This is a genomic window from Pseudomonas sp. 01L34 (genome assembly GCF_056400265.1).
In genome coordinates this window covers 535,002-550,785 of record NZ_JBFTSX010000003.1, presented here as the reverse complement: position 1 = coordinate 550,785, position 15,784 = coordinate 535,002, and the positions used below count along the sequence as shown (strand labels likewise).

18 protein-coding genes are annotated in these 15,784 nt (G+C 60.6%); 10 read left to right on the top strand and 8 right to left on the bottom strand.

Translation table 11 applies throughout. The features are described 5' to 3' along the window. Positions 1-2: 2 nt before the first annotated feature. The 4 genes from AC1DQM_RS11115 to AC1DQM_RS11100 are packed head-to-tail and all read left to right on the top strand — an operon-like array spanning position 3 to position 2,562. Positions 3-437 carry a DUF4426 domain-containing protein gene (locus tag AC1DQM_RS11115; RefSeq protein ID WP_018928701.1) on the top strand — a complete coding sequence of 145 codons (435 nt, stop codon included), beginning with the start codon at positions 3-5 and terminating at the stop codon, positions 435-437. Then, positions 434-1,030: an RdgB/HAM1 family non-canonical purine NTP pyrophosphatase gene (gene rdgB, locus AC1DQM_RS11110; protein WP_007939349.1), complete on the top strand. Its 597-nt coding sequence runs from the start codon at positions 434-436 to the stop codon at positions 1,028-1,030. Before AC1DQM_RS11115 ends, rdgB begins: the two co-directional genes overlap by 4 nt. Continuing rightward, positions 1,027-2,229, top strand: coding sequence for a radical SAM family heme chaperone HemW (hemW, locus tag AC1DQM_RS11105; RefSeq protein ID WP_258612793.1), 1,203 nt, complete (start codon positions 1,027-1,029; stop codon positions 2,227-2,229). The genes rdgB and hemW overlap by 4 nt, the downstream gene beginning before the upstream one ends. Before the next feature lie 9 nt (positions 2,230-2,238). Then, positions 2,239-2,562, top strand: coding sequence for a DUF3392 domain-containing protein (locus AC1DQM_RS11100; RefSeq protein ID WP_018928699.1), 324 nt, complete (start codon positions 2,239-2,241; stop codon positions 2,560-2,562). Positions 2,563-2,692: 130 nt separating this feature from the next. Here the strand turns inward: AC1DQM_RS11100 and trmB are convergent, their stop codons facing one another. The 4 genes from trmB to AC1DQM_RS11080 all read right to left on the bottom strand — a co-directional run bounded on the left by trmB (position 2,693) and on the right by AC1DQM_RS11080 (position 4,948). After that, entirely contained in the window at positions 2,693-3,418 is a 726-nt protein-coding gene (gene trmB / locus AC1DQM_RS11095; protein WP_105340803.1) for a tRNA (guanosine(46)-N7)-methyltransferase TrmB, read from the bottom strand. A 9-nt stretch (positions 3,419-3,427) separates the two neighbouring features. Next, positions 3,428-4,222, bottom strand: coding sequence for a thiazole synthase (locus tag AC1DQM_RS11090; protein WP_007939343.1), 795 nt, complete (start codon positions 4,220-4,222; stop codon positions 3,428-3,430). A gap of 63 nt (positions 4,223-4,285) precedes the next feature. Continuing rightward, the gene (thiS, locus tag AC1DQM_RS11085; protein WP_007897898.1) at positions 4,286-4,486 is read right to left on the bottom strand and encodes a sulfur carrier protein ThiS; all 201 of its coding nucleotides are present in this window, start codon (positions 4,484-4,486) and stop codon (positions 4,286-4,288) included. A 90-nt stretch (positions 4,487-4,576) separates the two neighbouring features. Beyond that, complete coding sequence (locus AC1DQM_RS11080; protein WP_111452978.1) at positions 4,577-4,948, bottom strand: DUF423 domain-containing protein; 372 nt, start codon at positions 4,946-4,948, stop codon at positions 4,577-4,579. Positions 4,949-5,022: 74 nt separating this feature from the next. Between AC1DQM_RS11080 and mtgA the strand changes: the two genes are divergently transcribed. Then, positions 5,023-5,745, top strand: a complete 723-nt coding sequence (mtgA, locus tag AC1DQM_RS11075; protein WP_111452979.1) for a monofunctional biosynthetic peptidoglycan transglycosylase — start codon at positions 5,023-5,025, stop codon at positions 5,743-5,745. Between the two features lie 99 nt (positions 5,746-5,844). Here mtgA and rpoH read toward each other — a convergent pair whose 3' ends face one another. The 4 genes from rpoH to ftsY form a co-directional block, all read right to left on the bottom strand. Further along, positions 5,845-6,699 carry an RNA polymerase sigma factor RpoH gene (rpoH, locus tag AC1DQM_RS11070; protein WP_477746171.1) on the bottom strand — a complete coding sequence of 285 codons (855 nt, stop codon included), beginning with the start codon at positions 6,697-6,699 and terminating at the stop codon, positions 5,845-5,847. Positions 6,700-6,813: 114 nt separating this feature from the next. Continuing rightward, complete coding sequence (gene ftsX, locus AC1DQM_RS11065; protein WP_018928695.1) at positions 6,814-7,839, bottom strand: permease-like cell division protein FtsX; 1,026 nt, start codon at positions 7,837-7,839, stop codon at positions 6,814-6,816. Next, positions 7,836-8,507, bottom strand: coding sequence for a cell division ATP-binding protein FtsE (gene ftsE / locus AC1DQM_RS11060; protein ID WP_018928694.1), 672 nt, complete (start codon positions 8,505-8,507; stop codon positions 7,836-7,838). Before ftsE ends, ftsX begins: the two co-directional genes overlap by 4 nt. After that, positions 8,504-10,024: a signal recognition particle-docking protein FtsY gene (gene ftsY / locus AC1DQM_RS11055; RefSeq protein ID WP_477746170.1), complete on the bottom strand. Its 1,521-nt coding sequence runs from the start codon at positions 10,022-10,024 to the stop codon at positions 8,504-8,506. Before ftsY ends, ftsE begins: the two co-directional genes overlap by 4 nt. A 345-nt stretch (positions 10,025-10,369) precedes the next feature. On the opposite strand from ftsY, the gene AC1DQM_RS11050 reads away from it, so the two are divergent. The 5 genes from AC1DQM_RS11050 to AC1DQM_RS11030 all read left to right on the top strand — a co-directional run bounded on the left by AC1DQM_RS11050 (position 10,370) and on the right by AC1DQM_RS11030 (position 15,743). Continuing rightward, positions 10,370-11,725, top strand: coding sequence for a M16 family metallopeptidase (locus AC1DQM_RS11050; RefSeq protein ID WP_018928691.1), 1,356 nt, complete (start codon positions 10,370-10,372; stop codon positions 11,723-11,725). After that, the gene (locus tag AC1DQM_RS11045) at positions 11,718-13,208 is read left to right on the top strand and encodes a M16 family metallopeptidase (RefSeq protein ID WP_477746169.1); all 1,491 of its coding nucleotides are present in this window, start codon (positions 11,718-11,720) and stop codon (positions 13,206-13,208) included. The genes AC1DQM_RS11050 and AC1DQM_RS11045 overlap by 8 nt, the downstream gene beginning before the upstream one ends. Continuing rightward, the gene (gene rsmD / locus AC1DQM_RS11040; protein ID WP_018928689.1) at positions 13,208-13,819 is read left to right on the top strand and encodes a 16S rRNA (guanine(966)-N(2))-methyltransferase RsmD; all 612 of its coding nucleotides are present in this window, start codon (positions 13,208-13,210) and stop codon (positions 13,817-13,819) included. Before AC1DQM_RS11045 ends, rsmD begins: the two co-directional genes overlap by 1 nt. Before the next feature lie 73 nt (positions 13,820-13,892). Further along, positions 13,893-14,903, top strand: a complete 1,011-nt coding sequence (locus tag AC1DQM_RS11035) for a hydrolase (protein ID WP_018928688.1) — start codon at positions 13,893-13,895, stop codon at positions 14,901-14,903. A gap of 3 nt (positions 14,904-14,906) precedes the next feature. After that, complete coding sequence (locus tag AC1DQM_RS11030) at positions 14,907-15,743, top strand: AraC family transcriptional regulator (protein ID WP_064620962.1); 837 nt, start codon at positions 14,907-14,909, stop codon at positions 15,741-15,743. Positions 15,744-15,784 lie beyond the last annotated feature (41 nt).

The window sequence follows — 15,784 nt, the reverse complement described above, 5'->3', positions numbered from 1 at the left end:
TCATGGGTCGTCTAGCGCTGTTTGTACTTACTGCCTGCCTGAGCGTCACCGCCATGGCCGCCGACGTCATCAAAAGCGAACGCCAGGAAACATTTGGCGATGTGACAGTGCACTACAACACCTTCAACTCGACTTATCTGACACCGGACATCGCCAAGGCTGCCGAGCTGATCCGCAGCAAGAACCAGGGCGTGATCAACGTCTCGGTGATCAAGGACGGCAAACCGCAAACCGCACAAGTCAGCGGGACGGTCAAAGACCTGACCAGCCAAAGCGTCCCATTGCAGTTCAAACAGATCACCGAAACCGGCGCGGTCTACTACATCGCCCAGTATCCGGTGCCACAGCAGGAAATCCGCACCTTTGAAATCAAGGTGCAGACCGGTGACAAAATCAACACCATCAATTTCAACCAAGAGCTCTTCCCCGGCGAATGATCAATTTCACGCAACTCGTACTGGCCAGCCATAACGCCGGCAAACTCAAGGAACTCCAGGCCATGCTGGGCGAATCGGTGCACTTGCGCTCGATCGGCGAGTTCAGCAGCGTCGAGCCTGAAGAAACCGGCCTGTCGTTCGTCGAAAACGCCATTCTCAAGGCCCGCAATGCCTCGCGTATTTCCGGCCTGCCGGCCTTGGCCGACGATTCGGGGCTGGCGGTGGATTTCCTCGGCGGAGCGCCGGGTATCTATTCGGCCCGTTATGCCGACGGCAAGGGCGATGCGGCGAATAACGCCAAACTGCTCGACGTCATGAAAGACGTGCCGCAAGCCGAGCGCGGCGCGCAATTCGTCTGCGTGTTGGCGCTGGTGCGTCATGCCGACGATCCGTTGCCAATCCTTTGCGAAGGCCTGTGGCATGGGCGCATCCTGACCCAGGCCAGCGGTGAGCACGGTTTTGGCTACGATCCGCTGTTCTGGGTGCCGGAGCGCGAGTGCTCCAGCGCCGAGCTTAAGCCCAGCGACAAGAACCAGATCAGTCACCGCGCCCGTGCAATGGATCTGCTGCGCCAGCGTCTGGGCTTGAAATGACCATTGAATCGTCCGCGTCGCCGCTGATCTTCGGCGGCGCGCAATCGCCTCGGGCCGCTTTGCCTGTGCTGCCGCCCTTGGCGCTGTACATCCACATCCCGTGGTGTGTACGCAAATGCCCTTATTGCGACTTCAACTCCCACACCGCCAGCCCGGTGCTGCCGGAACAAGAGTATGTGGACGCCCTGCTCTCCGACCTCGATCAGGACCTGCATGCGGTCTATGGCCGCGAACTGAGCTCGATCTTCTTTGGTGGCGGTACGCCGAGCCTGTTCAGCGCCGAGGCGTTGGGCCGTTTGCTCAAGGGTGTCGAGCAACGTATTCCGTTTGCCAGCGACATAGAAATCACCCTGGAAGCCAACCCAGGAACGTTCGAGCAGGAGAAATTCCGCGCCTACCGGGCGCTGGGTATCAATCGCCTGTCGATCGGTATCCAGAGCTTTCAGGAAGAAAAACTCAAGGCGCTGGGGCGGATCCACAACGGCGATGAAGCCGTGCGTGCCGCCGACATGGCGCGCCAGGCTGGCTTCGACAACTTCAATCTGGACCTGATGCACGGTTTGCCCGATCAGACGCTGGACGATGCCCTGAGCGACCTGCGCCAGGCCATCGCCCTGAAGCCGACGCACCTGTCCTGGTATCAGCTGACCCTGGAGCCGAACACGGTGTTCTGGAACCAGCCGCCGACGCTGCCGGAAGATGACGCCCTGTGGGATATTCAAGAGGCCGGCCAGGCGCTGTTGGCCGAACACGGTTACGCGCAGTACGAAGTCTCGGCCTATGCCCAGCCCGGCCGGCCAGCGCGGCATAACCTCAATTACTGGAGTTTCGGCGACTTCATCGGCATCGGCGCCGGTGCCCACGGCAAGCTCAGCCATCCGGACGGGCGCATCGTACGCACCTGGAAGACTCGCCTGCCGAAGGATTACCTCAATCCGGCCAAAAGCTTCAAGGCTGGCGAGAAAGCGCTGACCAACGAAGAACTGCCGTTCGAGTTCCTGATGAACGCCTTGCGCCTGACCGAGGGTGTCGAAGCGCGGTTGTATACGGAGCGCACCGGGCTGCCCCTGGAAAGCCTTGCCGAAGGCCGCCGCGAGGCCGAACAAAGTGGCTTGTTGCAGGTCGAACCGTCACGTCTGGCAGCCACGATGCGCGGACAACTCTTTCTCAATGACTTGCTGCAGACTTTTCTGACATAAGGAAATCGAATGGATCTGGTACTCGACCTGCTCGCCACCGTGTCCCGCTGGAGCCGTAGCAACCTGTCGGAAATCTCTCTGGCGCTGGTGGGCTGCCTGCTCGTGCTGTTTGGCGCCGACCTCAAGGGCTGGGTCGACCAACGCCTGGGCAGCATCGCTGGCGCCTTGCGCATCCCGCTGATGGCCCTGCTGTGCATGGTCGGCAGCGGCGTAGCGCTGATCTATGCCACGCCATGGATCATCAAAGGCTTGAGCCAGTTCAACAACTACAGCCTGGCGCCGGTGTTGTTGGTGGTGCTGGTGTTGATCGGGGTTGTGGCAGACCGCCGCTGACGTCGAATAACACACAAAACAATGTGGGAGCGGGCTTGCCCGCGATGAGGCCATAACATTCAACCTCTGCGTTGATTGTTAGACCGCTATCGCGGGCAAGCCCGCTCCCACAGTTTTTACAGCGCCGTACTTAAGCCAGTTTTTCGAACTTCAAATCCCATACACCATGCCCAAGACGTTCGCCGCGGCGTTCGAACTTGGTGATCGGGCGTTCGGCCGGGCGCGGGACGCACTTGCCGTCTTCGGCGAGGTTGCGATAGCCCGGAGCGACGTTCATCACTTCCAGCATGTACTCGGCGTACGGCTCCCAGTCGGTGGCCATGTGCAACACACCGCCGACCTTCAACTTGCTGCGCACCAGCTCAGCGAACGATGCCTGAACGATACGACGCTTGTGGTGACGGCTCTTGTGCCACGGATCCGGGAAAAACAGCATCAGGCGGTCGAGGCTGTTGTCGGCGATGCAACGGTTGAGCACTTCGATCGCATCGCAATCGTAGACACGCAGGTTGGTCAGGCCCTGAGTCAGCACGCCATTGAGCAGCGCGCCAACACCCGGACGGTGAACTTCAACGCCAATGAAATCCTGCTCCGGCGAGGCCGCGGCCATTTCCAACAGCGAATGGCCCATGCCGAAACCGATTTCCAGCGAGCGCGGCGCCGAACGGCCGAACACCTGGTCGAAATCCACCGGCGCATCGGCCAGAGGCAGCACGAACAGCGGAGCGCCCTGCTCCAGGCCGCGTTGCTGGCCTTCGGTCATGCGCCCGGCGCGCATCACGAAACTCTTGATGCGGCGGTGTTGGCGCTCTTCGCCTTCTTCCTGCTGGATAGGCGTGTCGTTTGATTCAGTCATCAATGGCTCTTACTTGATCAGACCATCCAGCGGCGAGGAGGCGCTGGCATAGAGTTTTTTCGGCATGCGGCCCGCGAGGTAGGCCAGACGACCTGCCACGATGGCGTGTTTCATGGCTTCAGCCATCATGATCGGCTGCTGGGCATGGGCGATGGCCGAGTTCATCAGCACCGCTTCACAGCCCAGCTCCATGGCGATGGTGGCGTCGGAGGCAGTACCGACACCGGCATCCACCAGCACCGGAATTTTCGCCTCTTCGAGGATGATCTGCAGGTTGTACGGGTTGCAGATCCCCAGGCCCGAGCCGATCAGACCAGCCAGCGGCATGACCGCGATACAACCGATTTCCGCCAGTTGACGGGCAATGATCGGATCATCGCTGGTGTACACCATCACGTCGAAACCTTCCTTGACCAGCACTTCGGCGGCCTTGAGGGTTTCGATCACGTTGGGGAACAGGGTTTTCTGATCCGCCAGCACTTCCAGCTTCACCAGGTTGTGGCCGTCGAGCAGCTCACGGGCCAGGCGGCAGGTGCGCACGGCTTCAATGGCGTCGTAGCAACCGGCAGTGTTCGGCAGGAAGGTGTAGCGATCCGGCGACAGGACTTCGAGCAGGTTCGGTTCGCCCGGGTTCTGGCCGAGGTTGGTCCGGCGCACGGCGAAGGTGACGATCTCGGCACCCGAAGCCTCGATGGCCAGGCGGGTTTCTTCCATGTCACGGTACTTGCCGGTGCCTACCAGCAAACGCGACTGGTAAGTACGACCGGCCAGGACGAAGGGCTTGTCGCTACGAACGATGCTCATGGGAAATCCTCTGTTGGGGTGAGGTTCTTGCACAATGATTCTGTGGCCGCTCGGGCCAGACGGCTAGCCGCCGCCGATGGCGTGCACCACTTCGACAGAGTCGCCGTCGTTCAGCGTGGTTTCAGCGTGCTGGCTGCGCGGGACGATATCCAGATTGAGCTCGACCGCCACCCGGCGCCCGGTCAGTTCCAGACGGGTCAGCAGGGCCGCAACGGTTTCACCGTCGGGCAGTTCAAGGGATTCGCCGTTCAACTGAATGCGCATGCCGAATGCCGCCATCATTTTTAGGGGCTGGCATTCTAGCCCGATCAGACTTGGCGACCCAAGCCATTCGTCACGAAATGGACTGCGTGGTCAGCTCAGCCGCCAGGCGGCTAGCCCCAGGCAAACCCAGCCGACCAGAAACGCGAGACCGCCGAACGGTGTAACGATCCCAAGCTTGCTGACGCCAGTCATCGTCAACAAATACAGGCTGCCGGAAAACAACACAATGCCAATGGCAAACGAGGCGCCGGCCCAGGTAATCAGACGACCGGGAATCTGCGTGGCCAGCAATGCAACACCCAGCAACGCCAGGGTATGCACCAGTTGATAAGTGACGCCCGTGTGGAAAATCGCCAAATACTCAGGCGTCAGGCGGTTTTTCAGGCCGTGGGCGGCGAATGCGCCCAAGGCAACGCCGGTGAAACCGAAGAAAGCGGCTAGCATCAGAAAGCTACGCAGCATGAAGAACTCCAGTCAGACTCGATCAGCAGGGTCTGTATAATGGCCGGCTCAACGGGTTCGGCCAAGCCATCTCTATGCTGCAGTTAATTTTCCGTCGTTTCACAAAGGCCCTGCTCTGGTTCGCGGCCGGCAGTGTTTTGCTGGTTCTGCTGTTTCGGGTGGTGCCGCCACCAGGAACGGCGTTGATGGTCGAGCGCAAGATCGAATCCTGGATCGACGGCGAGCCCATCGATCTGCAACGCACCTGGAAACCCTGGGATGAAATCTCCGACGACCTGAAAGTCGCGGTGATTGCCGGTGAAGACCAGAAGTTTGCCGAGCATTGGGGCTTTGATTTCAGTGCGATTCAGGCGGCGTTTGCACATAACGAGCGCGGCGGCTCGATTCGCGGCGCCAGCACCCTGAGCCAGCAAGTGTCGAAAAACCTGTTTCTGTGGTCTGGCCGCAGCTGGCTGCGTAAAGGCCTGGAAGCCTGGTTTACCGGGCTGATCGAAGTGTTCTGGCCCAAGCAGCGGATTCTTGAGGTATACCTCAATAGCGTCGAGTGGGATGAAGGTGTGTTCGGCGCCGAAGCGGCGGCCCGACATCACTTTGGCGTGGGCGCTGGTTCGCTGTCCCGGCAGCAGGCAAGTTTGCTGGCCGCGGTACTGCCGAACCCGCGGGTGTGGAGTGCCAGCCATCCGACTTCTTACGTTGCAAGGCGGGCGGGGTGGATTCGCCAGCAGATGAATCAGTTGGGCGGTGACAGCTATCTGGTCGGCCTCAACGATTCCCGCCGGGCGCCATGGGCTCAATGACACCGAAGATCCCACAAGGTCGACGCTAAACCGGAAATTGGGCAGAAACAAAAACGCCCCGATCAATGATCGGGGCGTTTTTTATTGCCGTTGCCGCAGTTACGCAGCGATCGACAACTTGAGCTTGTTCATCGCGCTCTTCTCGAGCTGACGAATACGCTCGGCCGACACCTTGTACTTCTGCGCCAGGTCGTGCAGCGTGGCTTTTTCTTCTGCCAGCCAGCGCTGGTAGAGGATATCGCGGCTGCGGTCGTCCAGCACTTCAAGCGCTTCGTGCAGGTTGTGGTTGGAGTTGTCGCTCCAGTCGGCATCTTCCAGTTGACGGGCCGGGTCGTACCGGTGGTCTTCCAGGTAGTTGGCCGGCGATTGGAAGGCACTGTCGTCGTCCGCTTCCGCGGCCGGGTCGAAGGCCATGTCATGGCCGGTCAGGCGACTTTCCATCTCGCGCACTTCCCGCGGCTCTACGCCGAGGCTTTCCGCCACACGGTGGACTTCCTCGTTGTTCAGCCAGGCCAGACGTTTCTTCTGGCTGCGCAGGTTGAAGAACAGCTTGCGCTGAGCCTTGGTGGTCGCGACTTTGACGATCCGCCAGTTGCGCAGGATGAACTCGTGGATTTCCGCCTTGATCCAGTGCACCGCAAAGGACACCAGGCGCACACCCATTTCCGGGTTGAAACGCTTGACCGCTTTCATCAGGCCGACGTTGCCTTCCTGGATCAGGTCAGCCTGGGCCAGGCCGTAACCGGAATAGCTACGGGCAATGTGTACGACAAAACGCAGGTGGGCGAGCACCATCTGCCGAGCCGCCCCCAAATCCTGCTCATAATAGAGACTCTCGGCCAGTTCACGCTCCTGCTCCGGCGTCAGCAATGGAATGCTGTTCACCGTGTGCACATAGGCCTCCAGGTTCGCACCCGGGACCAGAGCATATGCAGGCTGCAAAGAATTGGTCATACGAAAAAACCTCCGACTTACATAACTCGTGCAGTTCAGCACTGCTGAAAATTGACCGGAAACCAAAAAACAAGTTCCCATAAACGCTGAAAGGTCAATACGAGCAAAATGATATTACTTTGGCGCAAGCTCCCGCAGGTGGCGTGCGACTGCAATCCATGCACCGATATACCCCAACAGCACCGCGCCAAGCAAGAGCGACAGACCGTCGGCAACTGGCACTCCGGCCAGCGCAAAATCACTGCCGTACAAACCGGCCAGTCCAACCACCGCGTCGTTCAGCCAGTTCAGGCCGAACGCCAATACGCCCCAGGAAAGAATCCCCGCACCGAAGCCATAAAGCGCGCCCATGTACAGAAAGGGCCTGCGCACATAACTGTCCGTGCCGCCGACGAGTTTAATCACTTCTATCTCTGTGCGGCGGTTTTCAATATGAAGACGAATGGTATTGCCTATCACCAAAAGTAATGCAGAAACCAAAAGCACGGTCAGACCGAAGACAAAACGGTCGCCCAGCTTGAGGATGGCCGCCAGACGCTCGACCCAGACTAGATCAAGTTGCGCCTGTTGTACCTTCGGCAACTCGGAAAGTTTTTGTCGTAATGCTTCAAGCGCAGGCTTGTCGACCTCTTTCGGAGTCACCAGGACCACGCCCGGCAGCGGGTTTTCCGGCAGTTCCTTAAGGGCTTCGCCCAGACCGGACTGCTGCTGGAACTCTTCCAGCGCCTGATCGCGACCCACGTATTCGGCATCCGCTACGCCCGGCATGCCTTTGATCTGCTCACGCAACGACTCACCCTCGGCAGGGCTGGCCTCAAGTTGCAGGTACAGGGAAATCTGCGCCGCACGCTGCCAGGAGCCACCGAGACGCTCGACGTTATTCAGCAAAAGTGACAGCCCCATCGGCAAGCTCAGGGCCACCGCCATCACCATGCAGGTAAAAAAGCTGCCGATCGGGTGCTTGCCCAAGCGACGCAAGCTGTCCAGCAAACTGGCACGATGACTTTCGATCCAGGCGCGGAACAGCGTGGCGAAATCCGGGCCATCGTCATCGTCGCGTTTTTTCTTCTGCTGTGGTTGCGGATCGGCGGCCTTCGGGGCCACACGCTCGGAAACCTTGGGGCTACGTGTCGCACTCATACGCCGGCCTCCCCGTCGCCGATCAATCGGCCACGCTGCAGGGTCAGCATGCGATGACGCATGCGGGCAATCAGCGCCAGGTCGTGACTGGCGATCAGCACGCTGGTGCCCAGACGGTTGATATCTTCGAACACGCCCATGATTTCTGCCGCCAGACGCGGGTCGAGGTTACCGGTCGGTTCATCCGCCAGCAGCAAGGCCGGGCGGTGAACGATGGCGCGAGCGATGCCGACGCGCTGCTGCTGGCCGGTAGACAGGTCGCCAGGGTAGAGATCGGTTTTGTCCGAGAGCGCCACGCGCTCCAGGGCCGAGTCCACGCGCTTGACGACCTCGGCCTTGGACAGGCCAAGGATCTGCAACGGCAACGCGACGTTATTGAACACCGTGCGATCGAACAGCAACTGGTGGTTCTGGAACACCACGCCGATCTGCCGGCGCAGGAACGGAATCTGCGCATTGCTGATGGTGCTCAGGTCTTGCCCGGCCAGCAGCAATTTGCCGGTGGTCGGACGCTCCATGGCCAGCAACAGCCGCAACAAGGTGCTTTTACCGGCGCCGGAATGGCCGGTGACAAACAAGAATTCGCCCCGACGGACTCGAAAGCTCAGCTCATGCAAGCCGACGTGACCGTTCGGGTAGCGTTTACCGACCTGTTCGAAACGAATCATGAACGCTCCCGCTCGGCAAACAATGCCTGGACAAAGGGTTCTGCTTCAAAAGTACGCAAATCGTCGATGCCTTCACCAACGCCGATGTAACGGATCGGCAAGCCAAACTGCTTGGCCAGGGCGAAAATCACCCCACCCTTGGCGGTGCCGTCGAGTTTGGTCAGCGCCAGGCCGGTCAATTCGACGGTCTGGTTGAATTGCTTGGCCTGGTTGATGGCGTTCTGGCCGGTACCGGCGTCGAGCACCAACAGCACCTCATGAGGCGCGTCGGCATCGAGCTTGCCGATCACCCGGCGAACCTTCTTCAACTCTTCCATCAAATTGTCTTTGGTGTGCAGGCGACCGGCGGTGTCGGCGATCAACACATCAATGCCACGGGCCTTGGCGGCCTGCACAGCGTCGAAAATTACCGAAGCCGAGTCGGCGCCGGTGTGCTGGGCGATCACCGGGATCTTGTTGCGCTCGCCCCAGACCTGCAGTTGCTCGACCGCTGCGGCGCGGAAGGTGTCACCGGCGGCGAGCATGACTTTCTTGCCTTCCAGTTGCAGCTTCTTCGCCAGCTTGCCGATGGTGGTGGTTTTGCCGGCACCGTTGACGCCGACCACCAGAATCACGAACGGCTTGTTCTGCGAGGTGATTTTCAGCGGCTGCTCGACCGGTTTGAGCATCGCTGCCAATTCGGCTTGCAGGGATTTGTACAGCGCGTCGGCATCGGCCAGCTCCTTGCGGGCGACTTTCTGAGTCAGGCGCTGAATGATCACCGACGTCGCTTCGACGCCGACATCGGCGGTCAGCAGACGGGTTTCGATGTCTTCGAGCAGTTCGTCATCAATGGTTTTCTTGCCGAGGAACAGGCTGGCCATGCCCTCGCCAATGCTGGCGCTGGTCTTGGACAGGCCTTGCTTGAGACGGGCGAAGAAACCGGCTTTGGTCTCTTCGGTACGCACAGGCTCGACTGGAGTTTCGAGGGGCGCAACCGGTGTGGCGGCAACAGGAGCGATGACGGGTGCAGGCGCAGGCGCTGGAGCAACCGGAGCAACCGGAGCAACAAATGCTGGCACTACAGGCTCTGGAACCACTGGAGCAGGTTCGGCCACGAACACGGGTGCAACGGCTGCCGGTGCAACGACTGCCGGCTCAACCACTGGCGCCCGAACCGGCTCCGGAGCAAACGCAGTCGGGGCCGGAATCGGTGGCGTGATGTGCGGCGCTTGCTCATCTTCAACCAGCGCCACCGGCTCTTCCGCTACCGGCAAAGTCAGCCACGGCGTGGCAACTGGCGTCAGCGGCAATGGGGCCGCGACTTCGGTTTCAGGTACGAGCGCGGCCGCAGGTTGCAGCACCGGCTCGGCAATCGGCGCAGGCTTTTGCTCTATAACCGGTGCCGGGGTTGGCTCAGAAAGTGGCTGTGGCTGTTCGACAACGGGTTCCTGCGGCTTTTTGCGCAGCCATCCGAACAGGCTTTTCTTCTCACCAGCCGCAGCTGGGGTCTTCTTGTCGTCGTTGGAACCAAACATGGAGGACGGCTATCTCACGGTAGCGACGCGCCAAAAGGCGCCTCGGCAAATAAATAATTCGATGCTGAACAGACTGCGATTCATCCAGCTTGTTCACGCGCAACATTTTGTCGAGGAGCCAACGGCGCCTCAAAGGTCGACTAATACGAAGGACTGGAACGGCATCGTCGGCGAAAACGCAGAGTTTAGCTGACAAACTCAAAGCTTCTGCCGGTAACCCATACAACCTGCAAGCCGATCAAAGGCTTGATAGGCGTGGCCGCCAGTAAAACGGATCAGTATCCTAGCACCCTCTCGCCCGCCGACGCTAAGACCAAGCGGGCAGCCCAACAGGTTTAAAAACGAATGAATGCTCTAGCCCGCCGCGCTGCAGGCCTGCTGCTCAGCACAGTTTGTCTGCCCCTCTCGGCCCTGGCTGCCGATCCACAACCGACCCACGAATTCACCCTCGACAACGGCCTGAAGGTTGTCGTGCGCGAAGACCATCGTGCGCCGGTCGTCGTTTCCCAGATCTGGTACAAGGTCGGCTCCAGCTACGAGACCCCGGGCCAGACCGGGTTGTCCCACGCACTGGAACACATGATGTTCAAGGGCAGCGAGAAAGTCGGCCCCGGCGAAGCCTCGCTGATCCTGCGTGACCTCGGCGCCGAGGAGAACGCCTTCACCAGCGACGACTTCACCGCGTATTACCAGGTGCTGGCCCGCGACCGTCTGGGCGTGGCCTTCGAACTGGAAGCCGACCGCATGGCCAACCTGCGCCTGCCGGCCGACGAGTTCACCCGCGAAATCGAGGTGATCAAAGAAGAGCGTCGCCTGCGCACCGACGACAAGCCGATGTCCAAGGCCTACGAACGTTTCATGGCCATGGCCTACCCCGCCAGCGGTTACCACACGCCGACCATCGGCTGGATGGCCGACCTCGACCGCATGAAAGTCGAAGAACTGCGCCATTGGTACCAGTCCTGGTATGTGCCGAACAACGCCACTCTGGTGGTGGTCGGCGATGTGACCCCGGACGAAGTCAAAACCCTGGCCCAGCGTTACTTCGGCCCGATCGCCAAGCGCGACGTGCCACCGGCGAAAATCCCGCTGGAGCTGGCTGAGCCCGGCGAACGCAAGATCACCCTGCATGTGCAGACCCAATTGCCGAGCCTGATGCTGGCCTTCAACGTGCCGAGCATTGCCACCGCCGAAGACAAACGCTCGGTGAACGCCCTGCGCTTGATTTCCGCCCTGCTTGACGGCGGCTACAGCGGCCGCATCCCGACGCAACTGGAACGCGGCGAAGAGCTGGTGTCCGGCGGGTCGTCGAGCTACGACGCCTATACCCGTGGCGACAGCCTGTTCACCTTGTCGGCTTCGCCGAACACCCAGAAAAATAAAACCATGGCCCAGGCCGAAGCCGGCCTGTGGAAACTGCTCGAACAACTGAAAACCACCGCGCCATCCGCTGAAGAACTGGAGCGGGTACGAGCGCAGGTCATTGCCGGCCTGGTTTTTGAGCGTGACTCGATCACCAGCCAGGCCACCGCCATCGGTCAGTTGGAAACCGTCGGCCTGTCCTGGAAACTGATGGACACCGAACTCGCCGACCTGGAAAGCGTGACCCCGCAAGATATCCAAAAGGCCGCCAAGCTGTATTTCACCCGCGAACGTCTCAGCGTCGCCCATGTACTGCCACAGGAGACGACTCATGAGTGAGCGTAAAAAGTCGCGTCTGGCCCTGATCGGCCTGATCGCTGTTGCACTGATCGGGTCTGGCGCCTTCTATCTGTCAAAACCCGACGAGTCCAACGCCAGCGAAGCCCTCGACAAGGCCAAGTCCAGCCAAAAGCTGCAATCGCTGGCCGAACTCGACGGCAAGGCCCCAAGCCATCGCTCGCTGAACGTGCAGACCTGGAATACCGCCGAAGGCGCCAAGGTATTGTTCGTTGAAGCCCGTGAACTGCCGATGTTCGACATGCGCCTGATCTTCGCCGCCGGCAGCAGCCAGGACGGTGATGCACCCGGCCTGGCATTGCTGACCAACGCCATGCTCAACGAAGGTGTGGCCGGCAAAGATGTCGGCGCCATCGCTCAGGGCTTCGAAGGATTGGGCGCCGACTTCAGCAACGGCGCGTACAAGGACATGGCGCTTGCCTCCCTGCGCAGCCTCAGTGCCGTGGACAAACGCGAGCCTGCCTTGAAGCTGTTCGCTGAAGTCGTCGGCAAGCCGACCTTCCCCGCCGACTCGTTTGCGCGCATCAAGAACCAGATGCTCGCCGGCTTCGAATACCAGAAACAGAACCCCGGCAAACTCGCCAGCCTGGAGCTGATGAACCGTTTGTACGGCGATCATCCGTACGCACACTCCAGCGACGGCACAGCCAAGAGTATTCCCCCGATTACCCTGGCGCAGTTGCGAGCCTTCCATCAGAAAGCCTACGCCGCCGGCAACGTGGTGATTGCGCTGGTAGGCGACCTGTCGCGCGCCGAGGCAGAGGCAGTTGCCGCACAAGTGTCCGCCGACCTGCCCAAAGGCCCGGCCCTGGCGAAAATCGAACAACCGACCGACCCCAAGCCCAGCATCGGCCACATCGAGTTTCCGTCCAAACAGACCAACCTGATGATCGCGCAACTGGGTATCGACCGTGACGATCCGGATTACGCAGCGCTGTCCATGGGCAACCAGATTCTTGGCGGCGGCGGTTTCGGCACCCGGCTGATGAGCGAAGTGCGCGAGAAGCGTGGCTTGTCGTATGGCGTGTATTCGGGTTTCAGCCCGATGCAGGCTCGCGGCCCGTTCATGATCAACCTGCAAACCCGCGCCGAAATGAGCGAAGGCACCCTGAAACTGGTGCAGGATGTGCTCGCCGACTACCTTAAGACCGGCCCCACCGAGAAAGAACTCGACGACGCCAAGCGTGAACTGGCCGGCAGCTTCCCGCTGTCCACCGCCAGCAACGCCGATATCGTCGGTCAGCTCGGCGCCATGGGCTTTTACAACTTGCCGCTGAGCTACCTGGAAGACTTCATGCAACAGTCCCAGAGCCTGACCGTCGAGCAAGTCAAAGCCGCACTGAACAAACACCTGAGCACGGATAAACTGGTCATCGTCAGCGCTGGCCCGACCGTGCCACAAAAGCCGTTGCCGGCCCCTACTGACAAACCTGCCGAGCAGCCGCTCGGGGTTCCGGAGCATTAATGGCCACTCGCCCAAAAAAACCTGTCCACAACGTGCATAACGGTGTGAACCAACTGCGCATCATCGGTGGCGAATGGCGCAGCCGAAAGCTGAGCTTCCCGGATGCCCCAGGCCTGCGCCCGACGCCGGACCGGGTGCGGGAAACCCTGTTCAACTGGCTCGCGCCTTACGTCGCCGGGGCCAAGGTGCTCGATCCGTTTGCCGGCAGCGGCGCGCTGTTCCTGGAAGCCTTGTCCCGTGGCGCGGCCATGGGCCAGGCGCTGGACGCCAGCAACATCGCGGTGTCCAGCCTGAAAGAACATCTGGGCACCCTGCGCTGCACCAACGGCCAGGTACAGACTGCCGACGCCCTGCGCTATCTGGAAACCCAACCGGCCACGGCGTTCGACCTGGTATTCCTCGACCCGCCGTTCAATCAGAATCTGTTGCCTGTGGTTTGCACTCTGCTCGAAGAACGTCATTGGCTGGCCGACGATGCGTGGGTCTACACTGAAAGCGAAAGCGCACCGTCGATATTGGGTTTGCCAGAAAATTGGCGCCTGCATCGGGAGCAAAAATCGGGACGTGTGTACTACGCGTTGTGGCAACGTATGGCAGGGATCGCCGGCTAGTCCGGCCTGAGAAAACGGTGCGAAGCTCAGTCAGCTAACGCTGCGGGTACGCGCCGCAGCATCGAGAGCAATCGTGTCCCATCTGCCAGAACGTTTCACCCCTGCCTTCACGCCCGCCTACGGCCTGGGTAATCCGCACTTACAAACCTTGTGGGGACCGCTATGGCGCAAAACCACACATATCGAGCGTGAGCGCGAGCGATTGTGGCTTGAAGATGGCGATTTCCTTGACCTGGACTGGCACGGCCCACACAGCGCGAATGCACCGTTGGTGCTGGTATTGCACGGCCTGACCGGCTCGTCGAATTCGCCTTATGTGGCCGGCATGCAGAAAGCGTTGGGTGCCCAGGGTTGGGCCAGCGTCGCGTTGAACTGGCGAGGCTGCTCCGGCGAGCCCAATCTGTTGCCGCGCAGCTACCATTCCGGGGCCAGTGAAGACTTGGCCGAAACCATCAGGCACCTGCGCACCCAACGCCCCCTCGCGCCGCTGTATGCGGTCGGTTATTCCATGGGCGGTAACGTGTTGCTCAAGCATCTGGGTGAAACCGGCAGCAACAGCGGTGTACTCGGTGCGGTGGCAGTGTCGGTGCCGTTTCGCCTCGATCACTGTGCCGATCGTATCAGCCAGGGTTTTTCCCAGTTCTACCAAGCGCATTTCATGCGAGAGATGGTCGCCTACATCAAGAACAAGCAACGCAGATTCCAGCACGAGGGACATGAGGATGGCCTGGCGGCATTGGAGGCGCTGGGCTCTTTGGAGAACTTGCGTACCTTCTGGGATTTCGACGGCCGGGTCACCGCACCGCTCAATGGTTTCGCCGATGCCGCGGATTACTATCGTCGCGCTTCGAGTCGTTATTTCCTTGGAGAGATTCGCACGCCGACCCTGATTATCCAGGCGGCTGACGATCCGTTTGTGTTTCCGCATAGCCTGCCGCAAGCCGACGAATTGTCCGCCAGCACTCAATTCGAGCTGCAGGCCAAGGGCGGGCATGTCGGTTTCGTCGAGGGCTCGTTCAGGCAACCGGGTTACTACCTTGAACGGCGCATTCCCCAATGGCTGGCCGCCACAGGGCGCAAGTAAACAGTGGAAGTCGATCAGGGCGAGTCGATCCACTTCTGGCAAACGGCACCGCTGGCCGGGGTCGAGTTGTTGTCTGCGCGCTACATTGAACACCGTTTCGCCCCGCATGTGCATGACGGCTATGTGATCGGCATGATCATGGCCGGCGCCCAGCGTTATCGCTATCGCGGTGCCGAGCATCTGGCGGGCAGCGGCACGCTGGTGCTGATCAATCCGGACGAACTGCACACCGGCCACAAAGGTACGGAAGACGGTTGGTTGTACCGGGCGTTTTATCCCGACAGCGGGCAAATTCTCTCGCTGCTGGAAGAGCTTGAACTGCCGAGCGACACCTTGCCGGTGTTTGGCGCCACGCTGTACCGCGACCCGGATCTGGTGAGGGGGTTCTGCCAACTGCATCGACTGCTGGAAAGTCCGTCCACGGCCCTGCAGCAGCAAACGGTCTGGCGGGAAATGATGTTGTCGCTGTTGCAACGCCACGCAGCCGTCCCGATCGTCGGCAAACCCGGCAAGGAACACCGCGCGGTGACCTTGGCCAAAGAACGGCTGCAATCGCAATTGGCGGCGCCGCCCTCGCTGGAAGAACTGGCGGCGACGGTGAACCTGTCCCCCTTCCACTTCGCCCGGGTGTTCCGCCGCGCCACCGGCATGCCGCCGCACTCTTGGCTGATGCAGCAGCGTATCGCTCGGGCACGGGCGTTGTTACAGGACGGCTGCCTGCCGCTGGAAGTCGCGACGCAACTGGGTTTTGCCGACCAGAGCCATCTGAGCCGGCAATTCAAGCAGGTTTATGGCGTTGGACCGGGGGCGTATCGCAGCGCGCGGCAGTTACCCGGTTGATGACACCAAAGATCCAAATGTGAGAGCCAGCCAGCCCCCAC